The 23,808-nt window shown below is 68.6% G+C and carries 20 protein-coding genes; 13 read left to right on the plus strand and 7 right to left on the minus strand.

Going from position 1 to position 23,808, the window contains the following annotated elements:
* Positions 1-17 precede the first annotated feature (17 nt).
* On the minus strand, positions 18-1,301 hold the full coding sequence (locus ACPCHZ_RS04985; protein ID WP_423483705.1) for a lipase family protein: 1,284 nt from the start codon (positions 1,299-1,301) through the stop codon (positions 18-20).
* Positions 1,302-1,439: 138 nt separating this feature from the next.
* Between ACPCHZ_RS04985 and ACPCHZ_RS04990 the strand changes: the two genes are divergently transcribed.
* Genes ACPCHZ_RS04990 through ACPCHZ_RS05010 form a run of 5 tightly spaced genes read left to right on the plus strand, consistent with a single transcriptional unit; the run spans position 1,440 to position 4,175 of the window.
* Positions 1,440-2,075, plus strand: a complete 636-nt coding sequence (locus ACPCHZ_RS04990; protein ID WP_423483706.1) for a TetR/AcrR family transcriptional regulator — start codon at positions 1,440-1,442, stop codon at positions 2,073-2,075.
* A complete protein-coding gene (locus ACPCHZ_RS04995) occupies positions 2,072-3,358 on the plus strand; it encodes a glycosyltransferase (RefSeq protein WP_423483707.1) in 1,287 nt (428 codons plus the stop codon). The genes ACPCHZ_RS04990 and ACPCHZ_RS04995 overlap by 4 nt, the downstream gene beginning before the upstream one ends.
* 7 nt (positions 3,359-3,365) lie before the next feature.
* The gene (locus ACPCHZ_RS05000) at positions 3,366-3,596 is read left to right on the plus strand and encodes a F0F1 ATP synthase subunit C (protein WP_423483812.1); all 231 of its coding nucleotides are present in this window, start codon (positions 3,366-3,368) and stop codon (positions 3,594-3,596) included.
* A 32-nt stretch (positions 3,597-3,628) separates the two neighbouring features.
* Positions 3,629-3,820 (plus strand): hypothetical protein, encoded by a 192-nt coding sequence (locus ACPCHZ_RS05005; protein ID WP_364978229.1) that lies wholly within the window; start codon positions 3,629-3,631, stop codon positions 3,818-3,820.
* Positions 3,821-3,842: 22 nt separating this feature from the next.
* Positions 3,843-4,175: a hypothetical protein gene (locus ACPCHZ_RS05010; protein WP_423483708.1), complete on the plus strand. Its 333-nt coding sequence runs from the start codon at positions 3,843-3,845 to the stop codon at positions 4,173-4,175.
* A gap of 39 nt (positions 4,176-4,214) precedes the next feature.
* On the opposite strand, the gene ACPCHZ_RS05015 is transcribed toward ACPCHZ_RS05010, so the two are convergent.
* Positions 4,215-6,128, minus strand: a complete 1,914-nt coding sequence (locus ACPCHZ_RS05015) for an alpha/beta hydrolase (protein WP_423483709.1) — start codon at positions 6,126-6,128, stop codon at positions 4,215-4,217.
* A gap of 301 nt (positions 6,129-6,429) precedes the next feature.
* Between ACPCHZ_RS05015 and ACPCHZ_RS05020 the strand changes: the two genes are divergently transcribed.
* From ACPCHZ_RS05020 to ACPCHZ_RS05040, 5 genes are all read left to right on the plus strand, one after another.
* The gene (locus tag ACPCHZ_RS05020) at positions 6,430-8,199 is read left to right on the plus strand and encodes an NAD(P)/FAD-dependent oxidoreductase (protein WP_423483710.1); all 1,770 of its coding nucleotides are present in this window, start codon (positions 6,430-6,432) and stop codon (positions 8,197-8,199) included.
* A 62-nt stretch (positions 8,200-8,261) separates the two neighbouring features.
* Positions 8,262-13,805, plus strand: coding sequence for a type I polyketide synthase (locus ACPCHZ_RS05025; protein ID WP_423483711.1), 5,544 nt, complete (start codon positions 8,262-8,264; stop codon positions 13,803-13,805).
* Positions 13,802-14,650 carry an ABC transporter ATP-binding protein gene (locus ACPCHZ_RS05030; protein ID WP_423483712.1) on the plus strand — a complete coding sequence of 283 codons (849 nt, stop codon included), beginning with the start codon at positions 13,802-13,804 and terminating at the stop codon, positions 14,648-14,650. Before ACPCHZ_RS05025 ends, ACPCHZ_RS05030 begins: the two co-directional genes overlap by 4 nt.
* 14 nt (positions 14,651-14,664) lie before the next feature.
* Positions 14,665-15,507, plus strand: coding sequence for an ABC transporter permease (locus tag ACPCHZ_RS05035; RefSeq protein ID WP_423483713.1), 843 nt, complete (start codon positions 14,665-14,667; stop codon positions 15,505-15,507).
* Between the two features lie 8 nt (positions 15,508-15,515).
* On the plus strand, positions 15,516-16,877 hold the full coding sequence (locus ACPCHZ_RS05040) for a cation:proton antiporter (protein WP_423483714.1): 1,362 nt from the start codon (positions 15,516-15,518) through the stop codon (positions 16,875-16,877).
* 19 nt (positions 16,878-16,896) lie between these two features.
* On the opposite strand, the gene sodC is transcribed toward ACPCHZ_RS05040, so the two are convergent.
* Positions 16,897-17,736 (minus strand): superoxide dismutase[Cu-Zn], encoded by an 840-nt coding sequence (sodC, locus tag ACPCHZ_RS05045; RefSeq protein ID WP_423483715.1) that lies wholly within the window; start codon positions 17,734-17,736, stop codon positions 16,897-16,899.
* Between the two features lie 119 nt (positions 17,737-17,855).
* Between sodC and ACPCHZ_RS05050 the strand changes: the two genes are divergently transcribed.
* Both ACPCHZ_RS05050 and ACPCHZ_RS05055 read left to right on the plus strand, forming a co-directional pair.
* The gene (locus tag ACPCHZ_RS05050; RefSeq protein ID WP_423483716.1) at positions 17,856-19,514 is read left to right on the plus strand and encodes an ABC-F family ATP-binding cassette domain-containing protein; all 1,659 of its coding nucleotides are present in this window, start codon (positions 17,856-17,858) and stop codon (positions 19,512-19,514) included.
* Between the two features lie 59 nt (positions 19,515-19,573).
* Positions 19,574-19,717, plus strand: a complete 144-nt coding sequence (locus ACPCHZ_RS05055; protein WP_423483717.1) for a hypothetical protein — start codon at positions 19,574-19,576, stop codon at positions 19,715-19,717.
* A 20-nt stretch (positions 19,718-19,737) separates the two neighbouring features.
* On the opposite strand, the gene ACPCHZ_RS05060 is transcribed toward ACPCHZ_RS05055, so the two are convergent.
* The gene (locus ACPCHZ_RS05060) at positions 19,738-20,301 is read right to left on the minus strand and encodes a TetR/AcrR family transcriptional regulator (RefSeq protein ID WP_423483718.1); all 564 of its coding nucleotides are present in this window, start codon (positions 20,299-20,301) and stop codon (positions 19,738-19,740) included.
* Positions 20,302-20,363: 62 nt separating this feature from the next.
* Positions 20,364-21,389, minus strand: coding sequence for a fused (3R)-hydroxyacyl-ACP dehydratase subunits HadA/HadB (locus ACPCHZ_RS05065; RefSeq protein ID WP_264012575.1), 1,026 nt, complete (start codon positions 21,387-21,389; stop codon positions 20,364-20,366).
* Between the two features lie 152 nt (positions 21,390-21,541).
* Here ACPCHZ_RS05065 and ACPCHZ_RS05070 point away from each other — a divergent pair, with 152 nt between their 5' ends.
* Positions 21,542-22,165 (plus strand): flavin reductase family protein, encoded by a 624-nt coding sequence (locus tag ACPCHZ_RS05070; RefSeq protein WP_423483719.1) that lies wholly within the window; start codon positions 21,542-21,544, stop codon positions 22,163-22,165.
* A 15-nt stretch (positions 22,166-22,180) separates the two neighbouring features.
* Here ACPCHZ_RS05070 and ACPCHZ_RS05075 read toward each other — a convergent pair whose 3' ends face one another.
* Both ACPCHZ_RS05075 and ACPCHZ_RS05080 read right to left on the minus strand, forming a co-directional pair.
* Positions 22,181-23,383, minus strand: a complete 1,203-nt coding sequence (locus tag ACPCHZ_RS05075) for an FAD-dependent monooxygenase (protein WP_423483720.1) — start codon at positions 23,381-23,383, stop codon at positions 22,181-22,183.
* A 114-nt stretch (positions 23,384-23,497) separates the two neighbouring features.
* Positions 23,498-23,782 (minus strand): hypothetical protein, encoded by a 285-nt coding sequence (locus ACPCHZ_RS05080; protein WP_423483721.1) that lies wholly within the window; start codon positions 23,780-23,782, stop codon positions 23,498-23,500.
* Positions 23,783-23,808: the final 26 nt, after the last annotated feature.

The following is a 23,808-nucleotide window of genomic DNA, read 5'->3' on the forward strand; positions in this document are numbered from 1 at the left end:
ATCACAATGCGTTCGAGTCAGAACCGTCCGCAGTTGGGCGCGGTGGGTGGTCCACCGATGAGGCGGGCCTCGACCCATTCGAGCGCGCGGTGCGCGTCGACGACGATGGGAAATGCGTGGTTGACGATGAGCTTGTTGAACAGCGGCGGTTGCTCGTTGGTGAAGAACTCGGCGTCGGCGCCCAGCGCGCACCAGTCCCGGCCCATTTGCGCCGCCGGTTCGTGGGGCACCAGCGGGTCGTAGCGATTGCTGACGATCAGCACCGGGGCGGCCGGTTTGAGGTTGCCGATGCGCTGCTGCTCGAACAGACCCTTGAAGGGTTCCCTGGTGGGCGCGACAGCGGTGTCCACGGTGAAGTAGCGCTGATTGTGGCGGAACAGGAAGTTGGCCATCGTCTCACCGAGGCACTGATTCTGGGTCTTGGCGATCAGGTCTTCACCGTCGGGGGTCAGGGCGTGGTGGATGGCGTCGGCGTGATCCGGATAGGACGCGATCGCCGAATTGATGACGTAGCCCAGGATTCCGGCGACGGCGCTGCCGTCGAGGAACGGCAGCATCACCGACAGGTCGGCCGGCGGTGCGCCGGCGTAGGTGCCGACGATGGGCAGTTCGGGTGCGTAGGTGGCGGCGAGTTCGGCCGCCGATGCGGTGGCCGCACCGCCCTGCGAGTATCCGTAGAGGGCGATCGGTCCCGCCGGGTCGAGGCCGGAGTCGGGAAGGCCGCGGGCGGCACGGGCGGCGTCGAGGACGGCGTGCCCGGATGCGAGGCGGTTGACATAGGTGTGCACGCCGGGGGTGCCGAGCCCTTCGTAGTCGGTCACCACGACGGCCCATCCGCGTTTGATCATGCGCTGGATGAGCAACAGCTCGTATTCGAGGAACGTGTCGAGAACCCGGTTCTGGTAAAGGTATTCGTTGATCAGGCGAGAGGGTGCGCACTGGTCGCCCTGACCGTGGGTGCCCACCGCGAAGGACACCAGCGGCCTCGGCCCGGGGCCGGTCCACGGCAGCGTCGGCCGGATGTAGGTGCCGGTGACCGGTATGGCCCCGCCGCGAGCGTTGGTGCTGCGGTACATGATTCGGGTGGCAGTTGCGGGGAGCGCGGCCGGGAAGTCGACGGCGGCGGGGATGCGGGAGGGCTCGGTGCGTAGCACCTCTCCCGGCGGGCCGGGTGGTAGCGGGTCGGGCGGCAGATAGAAGTCGCCGACGTAGCCGTTGTCGGCGCCCGCCGTCGGCGCCGCAGTGAGGAGGCCGCAGATGGCGACTATGACGATGAAAAGGATCCCCCCGGACCTGTGCATTACTGGACGGTAACAACGCGACCGCCGCCAGGGAAGACTTTTCTCTATATTTCTAGAGAAATGGCTGTCGGGTGCGGCCACATGGACTCGATCGTCCGGCGGTTGCCGTCGCCTGACCGATCGGTCTATAGTCTGACCATGCGGTCGAACAGCGAGCTGACGTTCACCGAACGAGCACGCCGGGACCAGATCGTGGCGGCGGCCATGGAGATCATCGGAACCGGCGGCTACGCGCAGGCTTCCGTGGCCAAGATCGCCGATCACATCGGCATCGCTAAAAGCGTTGTGCTGTATCACTTCGCCTCGAAGTACGACATCATCGAGGCGGCGGTGGCGGCGGTGATGTCACAGGCCGCTTCCGCGATCATCCCCGCTGTGCGCGCCGAATCCACCGCGGCAGCCAGGCTCACCGCGTACATCCGGGCCAACGCCCGCTTCATCGCCGAGAACCGCATCGCGGCGGTCGCGCTGCTCGACATCGTCACCAGTTACCGGTCGAGCGACGGCCTGCGGTTCGACCAGGCGGCGGCGAAGTCGGTCGGCGACGATCCGCCCACCGGCGACCTGGCGCTGCTCGACCCGGCGACGATCTTCACCGAAGGACTGGACAGCGGCGAGTTCCGCCCAGTGTCAGCGCAATTCATGAAGAACGCGTTGCGCGCAGCACTGGACGGTGCGGTGTGGGAGATCGCCCGTGACGCGGAGTACGACGTCGTCGGCTACGGCGAGGAACTCGTGACCGTGTTCGGACTCGCAACGAGGGCGCGGACATGACGCGAATAGTGATCGAAGCATTCGGCACACGTGGTGACGTGGCGCCGCTCACCGGACTCGGCGCCCGGTTGCGCGACGACCTCGGGGTCGACGTGGCGATCGCCGCGCAGCGACCCTATGGGGACATGATCGCCGCGGCCGGCCTGGAGTTCCGGCTGTTGCCGAGGGACACCGAAGAGGCCACCCGCACGTCGGGTTACGGGCAGGCGCTCGTCGACGGCGCACGCATGCGCCCCTCGAAGGCGGTGCTGGCCGCCATGCGTGACGACCTCGCCGGCGTCGGAGAGGCGATGGCGCACGCCGGCCGCGACGCCGACCTGCTGCTCCTCGAGGGACCTGTCGGGTCCCTGCTCGGCTATCACGTCGCCGAGGCACTGGGTGTCCCGAGCATGGGCGTGGCCCTCCAACCCGCTAGTGCCACAGCAGAGTTCGCGCCTCCGCCGCTGACGGCGCGATCCTTCGGCCGGATGGGCAACCGGATGGCGTGGCACATGGCAGGCGGCATCGGAGAGAAGGTCTACACGCCGCTGATCGACGACTTGCGGCGCAGCCTCGGTGTACCGCCCCGCTCCCGCCGCGCGTATCAGGCGCAACGTGCAGCCCGATGGCCGATCCTGTACGGATTCAGCCCGCACGTGGTGCCGCGGCCGCGGGACTGGCGCCCCGGTCTGGACGTCACCGGCTACTGGTGGCCGGCAGAAGCGCGAGGCTGGCGGCCGCCGGCCGAGCTGGTCGAATTCCTCGAAGCCGGGCCACCTCCGGTGTACGTGGGGTTCGGCTCCACCGCGACCGCGCACGGCGAGAAACTCTCCGAGACGATTTCCCGAGCGCTGCACGGCGCGGGTGTGCGGGGCGTGGTGCAGTCGGGATGGGCGCGTCTGCAATGCGCAGGTGACGACGTCCTCACCGTCGACGATATCCCGCACGCCTGGCTGTTCCCGCGAATGGCGGCGATCGTCCATCACGGTGGCGCGGGCACGGCTGCCGCCGCCCTCCGCGCTGGTGTGCCGTCAGTACCGGTGGCCGGGATCGTCGACCAACCGTTCTGGTCACACCGGCTGCACCGTCTCGGCGCGGCCACCCGGCCGCTGCACCGCCATACGCTGACCGCCGACGATCTCGCCACAGCCATCACGGCGGCGACGACGACTGTGGCATACCGCGAACGGGCGGAACAGCTTTCACACCTTCTCGCCGACGAGGACGGAGCCGCCGACGCTGCCGGTCTCATCGCGGCGCAACTGAACACGCACCCAACGCAGGAGACACGGAATGGCCGCTGACGAACTCATGGGCAACGCACTCCTGGCCGGGGCGATCGTCCTCGCCGGCGGTGCGATCGGCGCCGGTGTCGGCGACGGCATGGCCGGTGCGCAACTCATCGCCGGTGTGGCCCGCCAACCCGAGGCGCTGACCCGGCTCTACACCCCGTTCTTCATCACCATCAGCCTCGTGGAGGCCACCTTCTTCATCAACGTCGCCTTCATGGCGCTGTTCGTTTTCGCCACGCCCGGCGGCTAGGTGCGCCGGATCCGGCGGGATACGGTGATTCGGTGAAAAGCGTCTTGCTGGTGGCGGTCGGGATCCTGGTGACCTTGGCGGGTGTGCTGTTCACCCTGCAGGGGATCGGGTTGGTGGGCGGCAGTCCGATGAGCAACACAACGACGTGGTCGATCGCCGGCCCGCTCATTGCCGCGGCGGGTATCGGCGTGACGTATGTCGGCTGGCGCGTCAGAGGATCGTGAGGCCTGGATGAAGGAGCGATGGATGAGCGTGATGATGGCGTCGGCGTCCCACGGGTGGCTGACCAGAACGGTCATGGCGGCGGCGATCGCCGGTGCGGCCCTGATCGGCGTGTCCGTCCCGGCGAACGCAGCGCCTGCCGGTACCGGCCTGCCCGCCTCGATGAACGACCCGGGATGCGACACGTTCGGGTGGCGGCATCCGATGTGCGCCGGCGGCGCGTGGGATTCGGAGTCCGCGTCCGAGGAGTGGGGCCCGGCGGACACCGGGACGAATCCGTTCCCCGGCGGGGGTGGACAGATGGTGCCCAACATCGACGGCAGCCTCAGTCTGCCGGGCACGCCGGGGGCCATCTAGCGCCTGAGGACCCCTCCGTCGGTCACCTGCGCGGAGTGGTCAGGCGGCAACCCGCAGGGGAATCCAGTACTGCCAGCCCTGCGGCACACCGGCCGACGATGCATCCCGCGGCGCGAACCGGTCGGTCCGCCTGGCCGTTGCAGGCAGCTCACCGGAGTCGATCACCACGGCCGAGGCGTCACCCTTCTCGGTGGGGATGTGAATCGTGCTGCCCGTGTCCCCGTAGATGCCGTGGCAGTCGGCACCCAGGCAGCGGCCGGTCGTCGGATCGATGGTGCCCTCGAACATGTCGTTGATCCACCCGGCCATCAGCCACTGGACGGCCGGAGGATTCTGCGGTTGCGGGATCCCGGCGACGAGGTACGCCGCCGCCTGGATCAGCGGGTTTCCGCCGAGCATCCCATCCATGTGGACACCGCCGTTGATGACCACGCCGTTGAACTTCCCCGGCCGCGCCTCGGTGAGTTCGTCGTTGACCGAACTGAACGCGTTCAGGAGATTGGTCGGCGCGCCGATTTCGTACATCGGCACGTAATCGGCGGGGTCGCCGCTGGACTCGAGGGTTTTCAGGCGTTCCATCGCCCGCGGCATGATCGGGTGGAACGGCACCGCGTCCAGCATCACCACGCCGGCAAGGTGATTGGCCTCGTCCTCGGCGTTCGCGGGGTCGTCGCGGCGGGCCACCAGGCCCTCGGCGTAGTGGCCGGCGACACCCGGCACGAAGCCACCGCCGAGCGAGTGCCCGACGAGGACGAAATCCTTGGGCACGGTCATGGTGGGTGCGTCGGCCTTGAGTGTGGCCGTCGTCAGGCTGGCGTTCAGCGCTTCGCGGTCGTCGTCGAGGAACAGCTGCGCGACCGCCTTGTGCATGTTGTCGCCGCCCAGCCACATGCCGTCGTCGGCGAACGGGTTGGAGGTCACCGTGGTCACGACGACGACGCTGTTGGTGCGCTGCGCCAGGTAGGACGCGGTGTGGCTGTACATCGGCCCGCTGGCGAGGATGCCGTGCTGCAGGTAGATGATCCGCTGCGGAGGCTTAGCCGGATCGGCGTCGGCGGGGAAGTACCAGTCGGCCGCGACCTCGTTACCGGGCGAGACGACCAGCGTGGAGCTGCTGACCTTGACCGAGTCCCGCAACTCCTGCGGCACCTGGGGCGGACCGTCGACGGCCTGCACCACGGCGCCGAGGAGGTTGAAGATCGCCGATCCGACGGCCCTGACCAGCGGAGGGTAATCCGGTTGGTCCGGCCCGAGGATGTCGCCGATGATCGGGATCTTCCGCGACGCGTCCGCAGGCGCGGTGTCGGCGGCGGCGGACGTCTGCAGCGTGGTCACGGGTTCGGTGCCCTGGCCGGTCTCGGTCTCGGTGTCGATGTCGAGGTCGGTCTCGGTGACCAGCCCGCTGGGGGTGGTCTCGGCGGCCTCGGTCTGCGCCCGGTCCGGCACTCGCGGCGTCAGACGCACAGTGATCTCGCGCCGGACGCCGGCCAGTGCGGGGCGGGTGTCCGGTTCCTTTGCGGTGACGGTCGGCGTCGCCACGGATTCGGTGCCGGGTTCGGGGCCGGCCTGTGCGTCGGCCTCGACGACGCGGCGGGGCTTCCGGTCGGTCCGCGCGATTCGACGGGTTTCCTGCCCGGCGGATGCGGCGTTCTCCGCCCTCGGGTCGTCGTCGTCGCGAACCCTCTCGCGCACCGAGGCCTCGCCGCGCCGGAGGTGACCATGGCGCCTGGGTTCTTTTGCCGTGGCGGAATCCCGTTCGCCGAAGGCCGGGCGTTTCCGCTGCTCGGCCGCGGCCGTCGTCTTCGATGCGGCGTCGCTGGTCGACGATGTCGCGGTACCGCCGGCGTCCGTTTTTCCTTCCTCGGCGCTGGCCGCGCCCGCCCCGGCGAACATCGCCGCCGACACGCCGACGGTCAACACACCGGCACCCACCCATGCCGAGACCTGACTCATGAATCCCCCTCCGACCCGAATACGACCCGGCCGGATGCTATGTGGGACGCGTGAAAAGCGTTGCGGTTTCGTCAATTCAGTGCGGACGGCCGGAGAGCGGTCGACGCGCTGACCGGTCTGATCGCCGCGGGGCTGAACAGCCCCGAGGCGGACGACGTGAGACCTGTCGAAACCCGGGCGCACAGGAAACTGACGTCTTCGTGACAAACCCGCTCACCAGGCGTTTCAGCCGAGATCGGCTGTGTAACGTCGCCGTCAGGGGGTAACTGTTCGACCTGGCGTCGGAAAGGAAGGTGTCGGCGTGGAGGTGCGAGCGCAGGTGTCGCGGCTGGATTCCGAGACCCGGGCTGCACTGGCCCGCAAGATCCGATCCCAGCTCTCCGATGGCGTCGGTTCCTCCGCCGACCACGACCTCGTGATCGTCGGAGGCGGGGTCGCAGCACTCACGTTGGCTCTGGAGATCCGCTTGGCGAGGCCCAGGACACGCATCCGGATCATCGAGCCGGCCGCACATCCGGTCCCCGAGATCACCCACACCGTGGGTGAGTCGACCGTCGAGGTCTCCGCCCACTACCTGCGCGACCGGCTCGGCCTCGGCGACCACCTCGGCACCGCACAACTCCGCAAGATGGGGCTGCGGATGTTCTTCTCGCACGACGGCAACACCGACATCGCCCGGCGGGTGGAACTGGGCAGCTCGTCGTTCGTGCCGCAGGTGACCTACCAGATCGACCGCGGCAGGCTGGAGAACGAACTCGTCCGCCGGTGCCTGGCGGCCGGTGTCGACATCGCCCGCGGCCGGGTCCGCCACGTCGAGTTCGGTGCCGACGGCGGTCCGCACACGGTCACCTTCCAGGACGGCGACCAGGCCTCCCGCACCACGGCCCGTTGGGTGGTCGACGCCTCGGGACGCAACCGGACACTGCCGCGTCAGCTGGATCTGAGGCGGGCGACCGAGCACCACTGCAACGCCGCATGGTTCCGCGTCGCGGTGGAACTCGACGTCGGCCAGTGGAGCGACGACCCGAGCTGGCAGTCGCGCCTGGTCGAGGGTGACCGCGCGATGTCCACGAACCACCTGATGGGCGAGGGCTACTGGGTGTGGCTCATCCGGCTCGCCTCCGGCGCCACCAGCGTCGGCATCGTCGCCGATCCCCGGTTCCATGCCTTCGACGACTTCAACACCCTCGCCAAGGCCACGGCGTGGATCCGCGAACACGAGCCGCAGTGCGCCGAGGAATTGGCCAAGCACGAGGACCTGATCAAAGACTTCAGGGTGATGAAGCACTACAGCCACGGCGCCACCAAGGTGTTCGACGGCCGGCAGCGCTGGGCCGTCACCGGTGACGCGGCGATCTTCCTCGACCCGCTCTACTCCTCGGGGCTGGACCTGGTCGCGATCGGCAACGGCCTCATCACCGACATGGTCATCCGCGACCTCGACGGTGAGGACGTGGTGGCGAGGTCGGGGATCAGCGACTCCCTGTTCCGGTCACTGACCGACATGTGGCTCGCGGTGTACCAGGACCAGTACACGCTCATGGGCACGCCGACGGTGATGTCGGCGAAGATCATCTGGGACGTCGCCTTCTATTGGGGATTCGTCGGACTGCTCTACCAGAACGGCCGCTTCGTCTCCGTCGCCGACGATCCCGCGGTGGTGCCGCACCTCGAAGGGCTGATCGCACTCAGCAACCGGGTCCAACGGTTCTTCCGCGAGTGGGCCGCGGTGGAGGGCGGCGGTTCCCCGGTGCAGTTCGTGGATCTCTACTCGCCGTTGAACTTCATGGTGGCGCTGCACACGGCGATGATGGGAACCGCGCCGAACTTCGCCGAGCAGTTCGACGCCAACGGGCGCTTGCTGCGTCAGCTGGCGGGTCAACTGGTCGAGACCGTGCTCGCGGCCAAGTCCGGCATGTTCACCGACGACGCCGCGGTCGCGCAGGTGCAGGCGTGGCAGCGCGACTCCCTGCTGCGCGAGCTTCGATCCGTCTACCGCCGCGAGCAGCAGGACAATCCGGTCAGCGCGGAGTGGATCCACACCGCCGTCGCCGAGCTCCGTCCGAGTTGAGTCGCGACACTCCCGCGTCGGCGCGATTCACCGTGTTTCACCAGGAGGCGTGAGGGGCACGCATGGAGATGCTCAGTGATCGAGGCACGCCAACGCCGTTGGCGGTGGTCGGGATCGGATGCCGCCTGCCCGGAGGCGCCGACTCCCCGGACGGCTACTGGAGCCTGCTGACCAGCGGCACCGATGCCACCCGTGACGTACCCGAATCGCGGTGGAGTGCCGAACGATTCCACGACCCGAATCCCTCCAAGGTGGGCAAGATGGTCACCCGGCGGGGTGGCTTCCTCGCCGACATCGACCAGTTCGATCCCCAGTTCTTCGGAATCTCGCCGCGCGAGGCCCATTCGATCGACCCGCAGCAGCGGCTGATGCTGCAGACCACGTGGGAGGCGTTGGAGGACGCGGGAATTCCCCCCGACCGGCTGGCCGGCCGTGACGTCGGGGTGTTCATCGGCGGCTTCACCCTGGACTACCAGCTGCTGCAGAATCAGGGCCGCGCCAGCCGCTACCAGTTCAAGACCCATTCCGCCGCCGGGATGATGATGACGATGCTGGCGAACCGGATCTCGTTCGCCTTCGACTTCCGCGGGCCGAGCATGACGATCGACACGGCGTGCTCGAGTTCGCTTGTCGCGGTGCACCTGGCGGCACAGAGCATCTGGAACGGCGAGAGCGACCTCGCCGTGGCCGGCGGCGTGAACATCATGATCGGCCCGAACACGGCGATCGCGGAGTCCAAGAGCGGATTCCTCAGCCCCGACGGCCGCTGCAAGGCCTTCGACGAGTCCGCCGACGGCTACGCGCGCGGAGAGGGCGGCGCGGTCGTCGTCATCAAGCCGCTCGATCAGGCGCTTCACGACGGCGACGAGATCTACGCACAGATCCTCGGGACCGCGGTGTCACAGGACGGCCGCACGGACGGCATCACCGTGCCCCGCGCGGAGGCGCAGTCGGCGGCCATCACGTCGGCGCTGCGGCGGGCGGGCGTGCACGCCGGCGACATCGGGTACGTCGAGGCGCACGGCACCGGAACACCCGTCGGCGACCCGGTGGAGATGCGCGCACTCGCCGCCGCGCTGACGGCGGACCGGTCCTCGACCGATCCGCTGCTGATCGGCTCGGTGAAGACCAACATCGGGCACCTGGAAGCGGGCGCCGGGGTGGCCGGACTGATCAAGACGGCCTTGGTGCTCAAGCATGGCTACGTCCCCGCACACCTGCATCTCCGCAACCCCACCAGCCAGGTCTCCCTTGCCGAGCTGAAGCTCGACGTGCCTCGAACGGGGCGCGCGTTTCCCGGCCACGACCGACGCGTCGCGGGGGTCAACTCGTTCGGGTTCGGTGGCACCAACGCCCACGCGGTTCTCGCCGAGCCGCCCGCGCCGGTGGCCGAGCCCGCCCCGGACCCGCTACGCGGCCCGCCGCTCACCCTGCTGCCGATCTCGGCGCGCAGCGAGGAGGCCCTGGTGGCGACGGCCCAGCAGCTGGCCGACCATCTGAGCGCGCACCGCGACATCACCCTGCCGGACCTCGGCTACACGCTGTCGCGACGACGCGCCCACCTCAACCATCGCCACACTCTGGTCACGGCCGACGTCGCCGACGCGCGACACCAGCTGCTGGCCCTCGCCGAAGGCGGTCAGATCTCCTCGGCCCGCACCGCGTCGACGACGCCCAAGCTGGCGTTCGTCTGCACCGGGATGGGTCCTCAGTGGTGGCGGATGTGTCGGGACCTGCTCGACGTGCTGCCCGCCTTCACCGACAGCATCGCGCGCACCGATCGTGAACTGTCCCGCCATGCCGACTGGTCGCTCATCGAGGAGCTGCGCCGCGACGAGGCCCAGTCCCGAATGGGCGAAACGGAGTTCGCGCAGCCCGCGAACTTCGCCATCCAGGTCGCGCTGGCCGCGCAACTCGAACAGTTCGGGATCACCCCCGACGCGATCATCGGCCACAGTGCCGGTGAGGTTGCCGCACATCATCTCTCGGGGCTGCTCGGCTTCGAGCAGGCCGTCGAGGTGATCTATCACCGCAGCAGGCTCCAACAGCGCACCAGCGGCCTCGGCCGCATGCTCGCCGTCGGTCTCGACGCCGAATCGCTGATGGCGGCCCTCCACGAGAAGGCGCGCGACGAGTTCGGCCGGCGGGTGTCCGTTGCCGCGATCAACAGTCCGTCCGCGGTGACCATCGCCGGTGACGGCGATGTGCTCGACGACATCGCACGCCGGCTGGACGAATCCGGGGTCTTCACCCGGTTCCTCACTGGCAAGGTGCCTTACCACACCCATTACATGGAGGCGATCAGAGACGATCTGCACGACGCCTTCGAGGGGCTGTCGTCCGACCCGGCGACCGTGCCGCTGTACTCGACGGTCACCGGCGAACTCCTGGACAAGTACGACGCCGGTGCCGCCTACTGGTGGCAGAACACCCGCGCCACAGTCCTTTTCGAGCCGGCGGTCCGGCGCATGATGGAAGACGGCTACACCCACTTCATCGAGCTGGGCCCGCATCCCGTGCTCGCGGCGTCGATCTACGAGATCGCCGGGACCGAGAAGGCCGTGGTCCTCGCGACGCAGCGGCGCAACGACGACGACGTGCGCACATTCATGGCCGGTGTCGGTGCGTTGCACGACCATGGCCACGACATCGCCTGGGACGCACTGTATTCCCGCACGCGTCCGCTGAAGCTGCCGTCCTATCCGTGGCAGTCGAGGCGGTTCTGGAACGAAACCCAGGAAGCGGCGGAGGCGTTGCACTACAACCCGGTTCACCCGTTGCTCGGGCAACCGGTGAACGCGGTGCATCCGGCCTGGGAAGTCGAGTTGAGCACCAGCCTCGTCCCGTTCCTCGCCGATCACCGTGTTCAGGGCAGCGTCGTCGTACCCGGAGCGGTGTACATCGAGATGGCGGCGGCGGCGGCCCGGGAGACCTACGGTACGGACCTCGGCGTCGACGACCTCGTGCTGCACCGTGCCCTGATCCTCGATGACACCTGTGACCCCATCCTGCGCACGACACTCAATCAGGACACCGGCGCACTGGAATTCGCGGCCTTCACCGCATCGGCCGACGGAGACCTCAAGTGGACGATCACGGCGACCGCGGAGCTCAACACGCTCCCGCGATCAGCTCGGGGCCGCGACGTCATTACGGGCGGACAGCCGGTCACCGAGATGTGCGGCGACGATTTCTACGCCCTCACCCGGGCGATCGGCTTCGACTACGGTGACGCGTTCCGGTCGATCAAGGAGCTCACCGCCGGCGACGGCTGGGTGGTCGCCGACATCCGCATCCCGGCGCCGGTCGCCGGGGAACTCGACGACTACCGCTTCCACCCGGCGCTGGTGGACGCCGCCTTCCAGACACTCTTCGGCGCACCGCTTCTCAACCGCGACGGGAACGACAGCACCTACCTGCCGAGCAGGATCCGGCACAGCGCGGTGTACGGCTCGCCCGAGGAAGACATGACCGTTCGGCTCCGGGTCGTGTCGGCCACCGCGGAGGAGATCGAGAGCGACATCGCGATCGTCGACCGCCGTGGCGAACTGCTCGCCGTCTTCGAGGGCTTCACGGTCGCGTCTCTGAGCGCCTCGTCGCGCATGTCGCCCGAACGCATCGACAAGGGGCTCTACGAACTGCACTGGGAACCGAAACCCGAAGCGGTCCGGGACACGGACCCCGCCGCGATGACGCCGACATCCTGGCTGGTGTTCGTCGACGAGTCCGGGGTCGGCGCCGGCCTCGCCGACCGGCTACGGCGGAGCGGCCATGGCGTGCGCACCGTCGCGCACCGGGACGTCGAGGCGGTCACCGAGACCGACGGCGGATACGCGATCGACTCACGTAGCCCCGAGCAGCTGGCGCGGCTGTTCGATCTGCACCTCGCCAAGGAGGGCGCCCTCGGGGGCATCGTCGACTGCTGGCCGCTGGACGTCGATGCGGACACCCCCGAGAAGGGTCAGCACCTCGGCGTCCTGACGATCCTGCGCCTGACCAAGGCTCTCGCCGCGCACGACACCGTCACCCCCCGGCTGCACCTGATCACCGCCAACGCGCAGCCGGCACTCGGCACCGAGCCGTTGGCCGTCGACCAGGCCGCGATCTGGGGGCTCGGCAGGGTCATCGGGCATCAGGAGTTCGTGGAACGTTGGGGAGGACTCGTCGACATCGACATCGCCGACGACATCGACGCCACCACCGCCCGCGTCTGCAGGCACATCCTCGACGCGCAGTCCGAGGACCAGGTCGCGATCCGCGGCGAGGTCACGCTGGTCCCGCGGCTGCGTCTCAGCACGACGCTCACGAAGCCGTTCCCGACCAAGCTGGCCGCCGAAGCGACGTACGTCGTCACCGGTGGCACCGGAGCGCTCGGCCGCACCGTGGCCACGTTCCTCGCCGAACGCGGCGCGCGGCACATCGTCCTGCTGAGCCGCAGCGGACTGCCTCCCCGGGATCGCTGGCCGGCCATCACCGAGGGCGACGCGCACTTCGCCACCGTGCAGACCATCAGAGCGATCGAACGTGCCGGTGCGCGGGTGGACACCCCCAGTGTCGACATCACCGACGCCGACGAGCTGAACTCCTGGCTGGCCGGCGTCACCCGCGAGAGCGGCCGGCCGGTCCGTGGAGTCATCCACGCCGCGGGATCGGTACACGACCAGCTCCTCGTCAACGTGAGCGAGGACGATTTCCTCAAGGTGCTGGCTCCCAAGATCACTGGTACCCGCGCGCTGCACTCGGCGTTCGCCGACCAGGACATCGACTTCTTCGTCATGTTCGGCTCTGCCGGATCGGTGATCGCCTCGCCCGGCCAGGGCAACTACGCCGCCGCCAACGCCTTCCTCGACGCCTTCGCGCACCAGCGCCGGGCGCAGGGTCTACCCGCGCTCACCATCGGGTGGGGACCGTGGTCGGTGGGCATGGTCGAGGACCTCCACCTCGAAAAGGTCTACGCCATGCGGGGGATCGAATTGATCACCCCCTCGGCGGGCGCCCGGATCCTCGACCGACTCATCAACCAGGCGACTCCGAACGTCGTCGCGATCACGGCCGACTGGAGCCGCGCACGGCAACTCCTCGGCGGGCACCTGCCGAAGATGTACGCCGACCTCGACGCCGCCATCGCCTCGGCCGCACACACCGGCCCGGACGGCTCGATACTCGACGTGCTCTCGAGCACACCGGAGCCGGAGCGTCTCGGTGTGGTCGTCGGCCGGGTCGAGCGCCTCGTCGCAGCCGTCTTCGACTGCGCGGTCAGCGACTTCGCGAACGACGACATGCTCGACGACATCGGGCTGGACTCCATGATGGCGATGGATTTCAGGGTCAGGATCAACACCACGTTCTCGATCGACCTCCCCGTGCTCGAGATCCTCAAGGGCGTGAGCGTCGACTCACTGGCCGAACGGGTGCTCGCCGAGCTCCGTTCGATTCACGGCGACGTGCCCACCGCCACCGGCACCGGTGCGGCGCCCGACGCGGCCGACGTCGAGAGCCAGGCGGAGCCGACGACGGACGACGACGTGGACCGGCTGATCGACGAGCTGTCGGATGCCGAGCTACGGGAACTGCTGGCCGAACTCGAGGGTGGCGCCGCCCCATGACGGTGGCGAACTCGACCGCGATACACGTCCGGGGGCTGTCCAAGGCCTACGGACGCACCCAGGCGGTGCACGACCTGGATCTCGACGTCGGCTACGGCGAGGTCTTCGCCATCCTCGGACCCAACGGCGCAGGCAAGTCCACGACCATCGAAATCCTGGAGGGCAACCGCACCCGCGATTCCGGAGACGTGCGGGTGCTCGGAGCTGACCCGGGGACGGCGGGTCGGAACTGGCGGGCCAGGATCGGCATCGTGCTGCAGGAGGTCAGCGATGCCGGGATGCTGACCGTGCACGAGACCGTACGCATGTTCACGAGCTGTTACGGCACCGCACGCGAACCCGCAGAGGTGCTGGACCTCGTCGGCCTCGGCGCCGTCGCGGACTCGCGGGTGCGGGCGCTGTCCGGCGGGCAACGTCGCCGCCTCGACGTCGCGCTCGGCATCATCGGCAGGCCCGAGTTGCTGTTCCTGGACGAGCCGACCACCGGGTTCGACCCGGAGGCCCGGCGCCAGTTCTGGCAACTGATCAAGCTTTTGGCGGCCGACGGCACGACCGTCCTGCTGACCACGCACTACCTCGAGGAGGCCGCGGCGCTCGCTGACCGTGTCGCGGTGATCGCGGGCGGAAGGGTGGCAGCCGTCGACTCGCCGGTCAAACTGACCGAGCACGTCAGCTCGGCGGCGACGGTCCGCTGGGTGGAGCGAGGCGAGCTCCGGGAACTGACAACGGATTTCCCGACCGAGCTGGTCCGGCGCCGCAGTGCCGACGGGGTCGAGCTGGCCCAGCTGACGATCACCCGGCCGACGCTGGAAGACGCCTACCTGCATCTGATCGGTCAGGCGTGATGTCCCTCGAGCCCATGACCGGAACCACGCCCGCGCGGCACCGTGCCCCGAATCCGGAGCCGGTGCTGCCCTCGGCGGTCCGTATCGGCTTCTCGCGGGTGATCCCGGAACTGAAGATGTTCTACCGCAGGCCCGAACAGGTGGTCCTGACGTTCTCGATGCCTGCGGTGATCTGCCTGCTGCTGGGTTCGATCTTCACGGCGAAACTGCCCGGCACGCAGACCAGTACGGGCGCCGTCATCGCGGCCAGCATGCTGGCCTACGGCATTCTCTCGACATCGTTCGTCAACCTCGGCGTCGGCATCGCCGCCGATCGCGAGACCGGAGCATTGCGGCGACTGCGCGGCACACCGGCCACCGCGTCGTCGTACTTCATCGGCAAGATCATGCTCGTCGCGATCGTGAGTCTGGCCGAGGCCGTGATCCTGCTGGCGGTGGGGGTGCTGGTCTTCGGGCTGCACCTGCCCGCCAACGTGTCCGGGTGGTTCACCCTGTTGTGGGTCTTCGTGCTCGGCATCATCAGCTGCTCACTGCTGGGGATCTTCGTCAGCAACCTTGTCAGCAACGCACTTTCGGCTGCTGTCATCACCAACGGCCCGGCTGTCGGCCTGCAGTTCCTGTCGGGAACCTACGTACCGCTCATGGTGTTGCCGACCTGGATGTTGATCGCCGGATCGATATTCCCCGTCAAGTGGCTGGCGCAGGGCTTCCGCTCGGTGCTGCTGCCGCCGGACATGGTCGCCTTCGAACCGGCGGGCAGTTGGGAACACGGCCGGATCTTCCTGGTGCTGGCCGCATGGAGCATCACCGGTCTGCTGGCGTGCCTGTCGGTGTTCCGTTGGTCGGACCGGCGTTAGGAGTCACGTTGCCCTCATTGCTCTCGATCACCGCCCACTTCTTCCTGCAGATCGCGGTGATCCTGATGACCTACCGGCTGCTCTGGCCGCTGTTCCGCCGGCTGGCCCAGGTGCAGGTGGTCGCGATCATGGTCGCCGGATTCCTGCTCGGGCCTTCGGTGCTGGGCTGGCTGTGGCCCGCGGCGCAGCAGTGGCTGTTCCCCACCAAGCTGACCATCGGGGCCGAGACGTTCACCCATCCGAACCTCACCGCGATCTACGTCGTCGGCCAATTGGGCCTCGTGCTCTACATGTTCCTGGTGGGGGCGTCGTTCAAGCTGGACATCCTCGGCGCACATGTGCGGCAGGCGGGTGTCACCGCGGCCGCGGGTATCGGCGTCCCGCTGGTGCTCGGTGGGCTCGTCGGATGGTGGATGGTCGGTCTCGGCGGATACTTCACCGACAAGGTGGTGCAGTGGCAGGGCGGCCTGTTCGTCGCGGCCGCCGTCGCCATCACCGCGTTCCCGATGCTGGCGTGGATCATCTACGACTCGGGTCTGCTCAACACCCGGCTGGGGACGATGGCACTGTCCTGCGCCGCGGTCGACGACGCGTGCGCCTGGGTGCTGCTGGCCACCGTCGTGGCGACGGCCAAGGGCAGTCTGTTCGGCGCGTTCCTCGCCATCGGAGGTGGGGTCGCCTATCTGGTGTTCATGGTCTATCTGGGCCGCCCGCTGCTCGCGCGGCTGGAGACGTGGACACCGCCCCGCGGTGACGTCGAACGCACCGGCGGGCTGCCGATCGCGCACCTCAGCATCATCCTCATCGTCGTGCTGATGGCGAGCTGGTTCACCGACGTGGTCGGGATCTATTCCGTCTTCGGCGCTTTCGTGGCGGGCGCCGTCATGCCGCGCGGTGCACTGCTCGACGCGATCCGCGAGCGCTTCGAGCCGCTGGTGGGATATCTGCTGCTGCCGGCGTTCTTCATCTACTCGGGGCTCAACACGCAGCTCACCCTGATCCTCGACCCGTCGACGCTGCTGATGGCGGGGCTCGTGCTGGTGGTGTCCTTCGCCGCGAAGTTCGGTGCCATCGGCCTGGCTGCGCGCTCGCAGGGGATGAGTTGGTACGAAGCCGGTTCGATGGGCGCACTGGCCAACGCCCGCGGCCTGATGGAACTGATCCTGCTCAACATCGGACTGGAAGCCGGGCTGATATCGGGGAAGCTCTACACCATCCTGGCGCTGATGACGATCATCACCACGTTCATGTCCACTCCGCTGCAGCGACTGTTCGAACGCCGGCTTCGCAAGACGGGGTTGAAGTTCGGCCCCGAAGGGGAGGAGCCACACGGCGACGTGCCGCGAGCTTCGTACGCATCGGACGTGTAGTCGCGGCGGCGCCGCGGCTCTAGCCGGGCGGCGGGGGTGTCTGAGTCGTCGTCACCGGGGTCGTCGTGGCCGTCGTCGTGACGGTGGTGGTCGGCAGCACCGTCTCGGTGACCGGCGGCGGCACGATCACCGTCGGGTTGATCACCGTCGTCTCGGTAACGGTGCTCGGAGTGGTGGTGGTCGTTGTGGTCGTGGTGGTGGTCGTGGTCGACGTCGTGGTCTCCGCCACCGCCTCGATCACACCGCAGGCGATGCGTCCGCCCGCATCGCCGGTGGCGAGCGTGTTCTGATCCGGGCCGGCGGTTCCATCCGGTTGGCTGTAACGATCCGGGATGTGCCCGAAGTTGTCCTCGTCCTCGTGGATCATCAGCGCCGTGCCCGCTCCGTCCAGGAGATCCTGGGCGGTGAACGAGTCGGTGGTGGTGACGAGCTCGGCCGACCCGTCCGAGCGCACCTCGAGTGAGGTCAGATCGCCGCTCGCCGGATGACCCGTATGGCCCGGAGCCTGGAAGTGACCGCCCGCGGACAGGAAGTCGCCCGGTTCTCCGCCAGTGGGAGCGACAGAATCGGCTTCGCATTTGCCGACGGAATGGATGTGCATTCCGTGGAAGCCTGCGCTCAGAATCCCGCTCTCGACGGTTTCGACGGTGATTCTCGCGAAGCCGTTCGCGAAGTCGAGCGTCGCGTTGGCGACCGGCGTTCCGTCGGCAGTCCTCAGCTGCGTCGACAATCTCTCGGTCCCGGCGGGCGCGGGTCCGGTGGTCGAGTTCTCATCGGTCTGGTCGGCGGCGCGGCATCCGCCCAGCACAGCAATCGGTGCCGCAAGAAGGGCCGCCGCGACGACGAATCGGTTTGCCATGGCGGATGGATTACCCCCGAATGTGACCGGCGACACATGTCGCAGAAGCTGATGGTGCGCGTCGGGGTCGATTCGGTTGCGCGCCGATCCCGCGACCCGGTGATGCGACGATGAACCACATGACCGCAACGCTCGTCGCGAAGAACGTGGCAGGCGGGTTCGCCCACCGCACCCTCTTCGAGGGGCTCGACCTCACCGTGGCACCCGGGGACGTCGTCGGAGTCGTCGGCGCCAATGGCGCCGGGAAGAGCACGCTGCTGCGGATCCTGGCCGGGGACCTCGAACCGCTCGACGGCACGGTCAGCATCGCCCCGGCCGACGCGTTCGTCGGGTGGCTGCCGCAGGAGCACGAGCGGGTCCCTGGGGAGACGGTTGCCGGCTACATCGCGCGCCGTACCGGCTGCACCGATGCGACGCGGGCGATGGAAGAAGCGGCAGCGGCCCTGGCGGACCCAGACCCTGCGCACGCCGATCCGGCCGCTGTCTACTCTGCCGCGCTGGATCACTGGCTCGTCACCGGCGCAGCCGACCTCGACGAGCGGGTGCCTGCCGTGCTGGCCGACCTCGGGCTCGACTCCGATGCGGTGCGGCCCGAGGCGACGCCGATGACCGCCCTGTCCGGCGGGCAGGCGGCGCGGGTCGGACTCGCGGCGCTGATGCTGTCGCGGTTCGACGTCGTCCTGCTCGACGAGCCGACCAACGATCTCGACCTGGACGGGCTGGCCCGTCTCGAGCAGTTCGTCCGCGAACTCCGCGGCGGTGTGGTGCTGGTGAGCCACGATCGGGAGTTCCTGGCTCGCACGGTGACTCGCGTCCTCGAGCTGGATCTGGCGCAGAACACCACCACCGTCTTCGGCAGTGGTTACGAGAGCTACCTGGAGGAGCGCGAGGTCGCGCGCAGGCATCGGCGCGAGCAGTACGACGAGTTCGCGGACAAGAAGGCCGATCTGGTGGCGCGCGCCCGAATCCAGCGGGAGTGGTCGAGCCAGGGTGTCCGCAATGCGATGCGCAAGGCTCCCGACAACGACAAGAACCGGCGCCGCGCCGCCACCGAGTCCAGCGAGAAGCAGGCGCAGAAGGTCCGCCAGATGGAGAGCCGGATCGCGCGCCTCGAGGAGGTCGCCGAGCCGCGCAAGGAATGGACGCTCGAGTTCACCATCGGCGCTGCGCCGCGGTCGAGTTCGGTCGTCGCGACGCTGGACGAAGCCGTGGTGCAGCAGGGCGATTTCGTGCTCGGGCCGGTGTCGCTACAGGTCGACGCCGGTGACCGGATCGGTATCACCGGCCCCAACGGCGCAGGGAAATCGACGCTGTTGCGTCTGCTGCTCGGCCGCCGTCGACCCGATCAGGGCCGTGCGAGCATGGGCGCCAACGTCGCGGTCGGCGAGATCGACCAGGCGCGAGCCGATTTCACCGGCGCCGGGCGACTCGTCGATCGCTTCGAGGAGCGCGTGCCGACATGGTCGACCGCCGACGTGCGGACGCTGCTCGCGAAGTTCGGGCTGCGCGCCGATCACGTGGAACGCCCGGTCGACGCGCTCTCGCCCGGTGAGCGCACCCGCGCCGGTCTGGCTCTGCTGCAGGCACGCGGTACCAACGTGCTGGTGCTCGACGAGCCGACCAACCATCTCGACCTCGCGGCCATCGAGCAGCTGGAGCAGGCACTCGACACCTTCGAGGGCGCGCTGTTGCTGGTGACGCACGACCGCCGGATGCTGCAGAACGTCCGGCTGGACCGGTCGTGGCGGGTGGACGGCGGCCGGGTCACGCAGATGTGAGGTGGTAGAGCGGACCGCCATTCGGGTAAGCCATGGGTTCGACGGGAAGGAACCCCTCTATGACCACGCCCGACCACGCGGAGAACACCGGAGACAATCTGCGTCACGCCGCGGAAGTCCAGCAGCAGGCGCTCGACGCGGACACGCAGACGCAGGACCCTAACGGCCAGCCCGTCGCCACCCCACCCGACTTCAACACCTGACCAACCGAAATCGCCGCAACTCAGGCGGAATAGGGACCGACGAGGAGCTGCCGGATCAGCGGCCTGGTCCAGCGGATGATCTCCTGCTGGGTGAGATCGGCGACAGCCGGATTGGCGAGCACGTAACGCGTAGTGGCCAAACCGATCACCAGCGCGCCCACAAGGCCTGCGCGCTGGGCGGGATGATCCGGCGCAACAGCGGCGAACGCCGGCGCCACCTGGGTGGCGAAGACCCTGCGCATGGTGTCCGCCGCCGTCTCGCTCGTCATCGCCGCACGAAGCAGGGCGACGAAGGTGGTGTCGCGTTCCCACACCGCGAAGAAGCGAGACAGCAGGACGTCGGCGATCTCATCGTGGTCCACGGCGCTGAGGTCGGGCAGGTCGATCGTGAACTCGGCCGCCTCGGCGAAGAGCTCCTGTTTGGTTCCGAAGTACCGGATGATGAGCGCCGGATCGATGCCGACATCCGCGGCGACGGCACGCAACGTGGTGCTCTGGTAGCCGTCGGATCCGAATCGGAGCCGAGCCGCCGCCAGGATGTCGGCGCGCGTCTGCGCAGCATTGCGCGATCGGCCGGTGCTCATCCGGCAACGATAAGCGGTCGCCGCGAGCGAACCGCCCATTGCCCGCGGCGGCGCGGAGCCGGTCAGCGGAAGCGGACGTCCATCGTCGCCAGGCCGAAGATCTTCCGGCCGCCCGACTTCGCACCGACGATGACGGTGCCGCTGCGGGTCGCCGGGTCCAGCGACTTGATCCGGCCGCTGAACTCGATGTCTGCCCCTTCGGCGGACGACACGACCGCGGGCGCGGACAGCCGGATCGCATAGCGGGTGACCGCACCCGGGTCGCCGGACCACGCCGAGGCGAAGCCCGCCCCGAGGCCCATGGTGAGCATTCCGTGGGCGATCACATCCGGTAGACCCGCCAGCTTGGCGATGTCCTCGTCCCAGTGGATGGGGTTCGCGTCGCCGGCCACGCCCGCGTAGTTCACCAGGTCGCCCCGGGACAGCCGGGCGTGGTGCACCGGGAGCTCGTCGCCGACCTTCACGTCGTCGAAGGAGGGCGTCCCCGGCGTGCGGTCGGCGTCGCGGGTGGAGATCCGGACCTCGCCGTCGGGACGCTCGGTCTTGCGGTACTCCTCTTCGCCGACCCCGAAGATGTTGACGTCGTGCATCATCGCGTTGTTCACCGCGGTCTTGATCTCCGGGTTGAGATCCTCGGCGGTGACGCCCACGACGGTGGTGTGCAGGGTGTGCACCCGCTCGCCCGCGGCGTCGGTGAACGTGTTGGTCACGGTGATGAGGTCTCTACCGGCGATCCGGCGCACCGAGGTCAGTTCCACGTCGATGTGCAACTCGTCGCCGGCCACGATGGGGCGGTGCTGCTCGAAGACCTCTTCGGTCTGCATGTAGGTGTCGTAGCCGACGACCACCTGCTCGAACATGTGGCGGTTGCATTTCATGCCCGGCGTCGAGGTGAAGGTCAGCGGCGCCACCAGGTCCGGATAACCGAGCTTCTCGGCGGCCGCGACGTCCCAGTGCGCAGGGTGGTAGTCCTGCACTGCGCGGGCGTAGTCGCGCAACGTCTCGCGGCCCACCAGGTAGGTGCCGTCCATCTGGTAGTAGTGGCCGACCCGCGCCTCGAGCGGCGAAGGTTCTGCTGCTGCGGTCATGAATGTGCTCAACTCTTCCATCGGCTTGGTCGCTGAGGCCGACCACTGCACACTAACGCGCGGGCTCAGGCACCCTTCACGCCGCTACGCTGCGCAGGTGACGGCGGCGTGGCACTCTTGCGCCTCTCGACAGCGCGATCAGAAGAGGTGACATGGCCGGGACAGGGGCCCATTACTACCGGACAGCCGACGGAACGGGGCTCCCGCACGATCCGTTCAACGCCATCGTCGGACCCCGCCCGATCGGCTGGATCTCCACTCAGAACACCGACGGGGTCCGCAACCTCGCCCCGTACAGCTTCTTCAACGGCTTCAACTACCATCCTCCGATCGTCGGATTCGCCTCGATCGGCTGGAAGGACAGCGTGTCCAACATCGACGCCACCGGCGAGTTCGTCTGGAATCTCGCCACACGGGAACTCGCGGGCGCGATGAACGAGACCTCCGCCACACTGCCGCCGGGCGACGACGAGTTCGTCCGCGGCGGGCTGACACCCGTCGCCTCGACGCTGGTCGCGGCGCCACGGGTGCTGGAGAGCCCGGTCAACTTCGAGTGCCGGCTGACGCAACTCGTCCAGTTGCAGGACACCGAGGGCGAGGCGGTCGAGACGTGGCTGGTGCTCGGTCAGGTGGTCGCCGTGCACATCGACCGGCAGTGGTTGGTCGACGGCATCTATGACACACCCGGTCCGCGGCCGATCCTGCGGGCGGGTGGCCCCGCCAATTACTCCGAAATCGGACCAGACGGCGTCTTCACCATGGACCGGCCCGGCTAGCGGCGGTGACTGCCGTCATCTGGGGCTCGGGTAGTCGGGCAGAGCCTGGGAGTCGCCTCCGATGTTGCCCGGACCCCTGCTGCTGACTGCGGCGACGGCCCGGCCGACGGGACCCGCGGCTATGCCGGCGCCTGCGTGGAGAATACGAATCCCGTTGCGCGTCCGGGGGTTGGCGAGTCGTAGCACGCCGGCCCGTACGTTGGGCGCGGTGTCGACGAACGGCCGCATCGCGCGCTGGTAGTCAGTCAGCGCGGCGCGAATATCGTTGCTGCGGGCCAGTTCTCCGGCGAGGACGTAGGCGCCGATCAGCGCGAGGCTGGTGCCGGCGCCACCGAATGTGGCGTTGCAGAATGCGGCGTCGCCCAGCAGCGCGACGCGGTCCTTGCTCCACGACGGGGTGCGCACCTGTCCGACAGCCGAGAAGTACATCGGCGCACCGTCTTCGAGTGCGGCGAGCACACGCGGAGCGGCACCGCCGACGTCGGCGAAGGTGCTGCGCAAGATGGTGATCTGACCGTCCCGGTCGAGGTCGTCGAATCCCCGCACGTCGCTGATGAAACTGAGGATGGCGCGGGTGGTCCCTAGGTTGTCGGGCCGCAGGTGCACTCCGCGATGCTGTGTCGCATGCTGCCAGTTCCACCACTGGTCGTCGGACTCGTGCCGGGGGATGGTGGCATAGGCGAAGTACATCCCGAGTTCGTTGACGTCGACGGACGAGACGAAGCGGCGTGAGCGCGAGTGCAGGCCTTCGGCGATCACCACGAGGTCGGCGTCCAGCGCGGCGCCGTCGTCGAGCATCGCGGTGACGTGGCTGCCGTGATCCGTGACGTCGGCGATCCGGGTGTCGAAGAGGTAGTCGGTGGTCGCCTCGGTGTGCTCGATCAGGATGCGCGACAGTTCACCGCGCAGGATCTCCAGTTCGGCGGTGGGACCGTCGCGTCCGCCGGGCGATGCCACGGGAAACGACGCCGCCGCCGATCCGTCCGCCCTGACGAACCGCGTGCCGACTTCGCCGGTGCCTGCGGCGCGGATGTCGTCCTCGATGCCCATCCGTGCGGCCACCTCCCGCGCGGCGCCGCGGATGTCGACGTTCTGGCCCTCCTCGCGGCGGCGGGGGAAGCGCTCGACGACGGTCGTCCGCCAGCCGCGGGCGGCCAGTTGGTGGGCGAGCGCGGGGCCGGCGATGCCGGCGCCCGAGATGACAGCGTGGGAGACCATGAAGCGCAGCGTCCTGTCTGGAAGGGCGTGGCCGGCGGAGCTGGGCCATGGGACAGCGGACCTCTGTTGTGCCCGTTGCGGGCGGAAGCAAATCAGCGGCGACGGTGGCGCTCGTCAGCCACGCCGGCCGGACCGTCCTCTGGCGACCTGCCGCAGAACGACGAGGCCGGTGACCGCCATGATCGCGGCCAGTACGAGGAGGAACACGCGCGAGTCTGCGTCGATGACCGCGTTGGCGACGGCGAAGGCGGCGGTGAGCAGCATCGCCACCGCACTGAACGTGTGGGATCGTCGGGCCGCGCCGGCGTCGGGGGACGCGCGTCGTCGCACCAGCGCGCCGATGGCGATCGCGGCGAGTGCGATGGCGGCGACGGCGATCAGCACCGCGACAGGCGTCATCCGGGACCCGATGTCTGTCCGGTCAT

This window comes from Mycobacterium sp. NPDC050041, assembly GCF_049541695.1.
In the GTDB taxonomy this organism is placed as follows: Bacteria; Actinomycetota; Actinomycetes; order Mycobacteriales; family Mycobacteriaceae; genus Mycobacterium.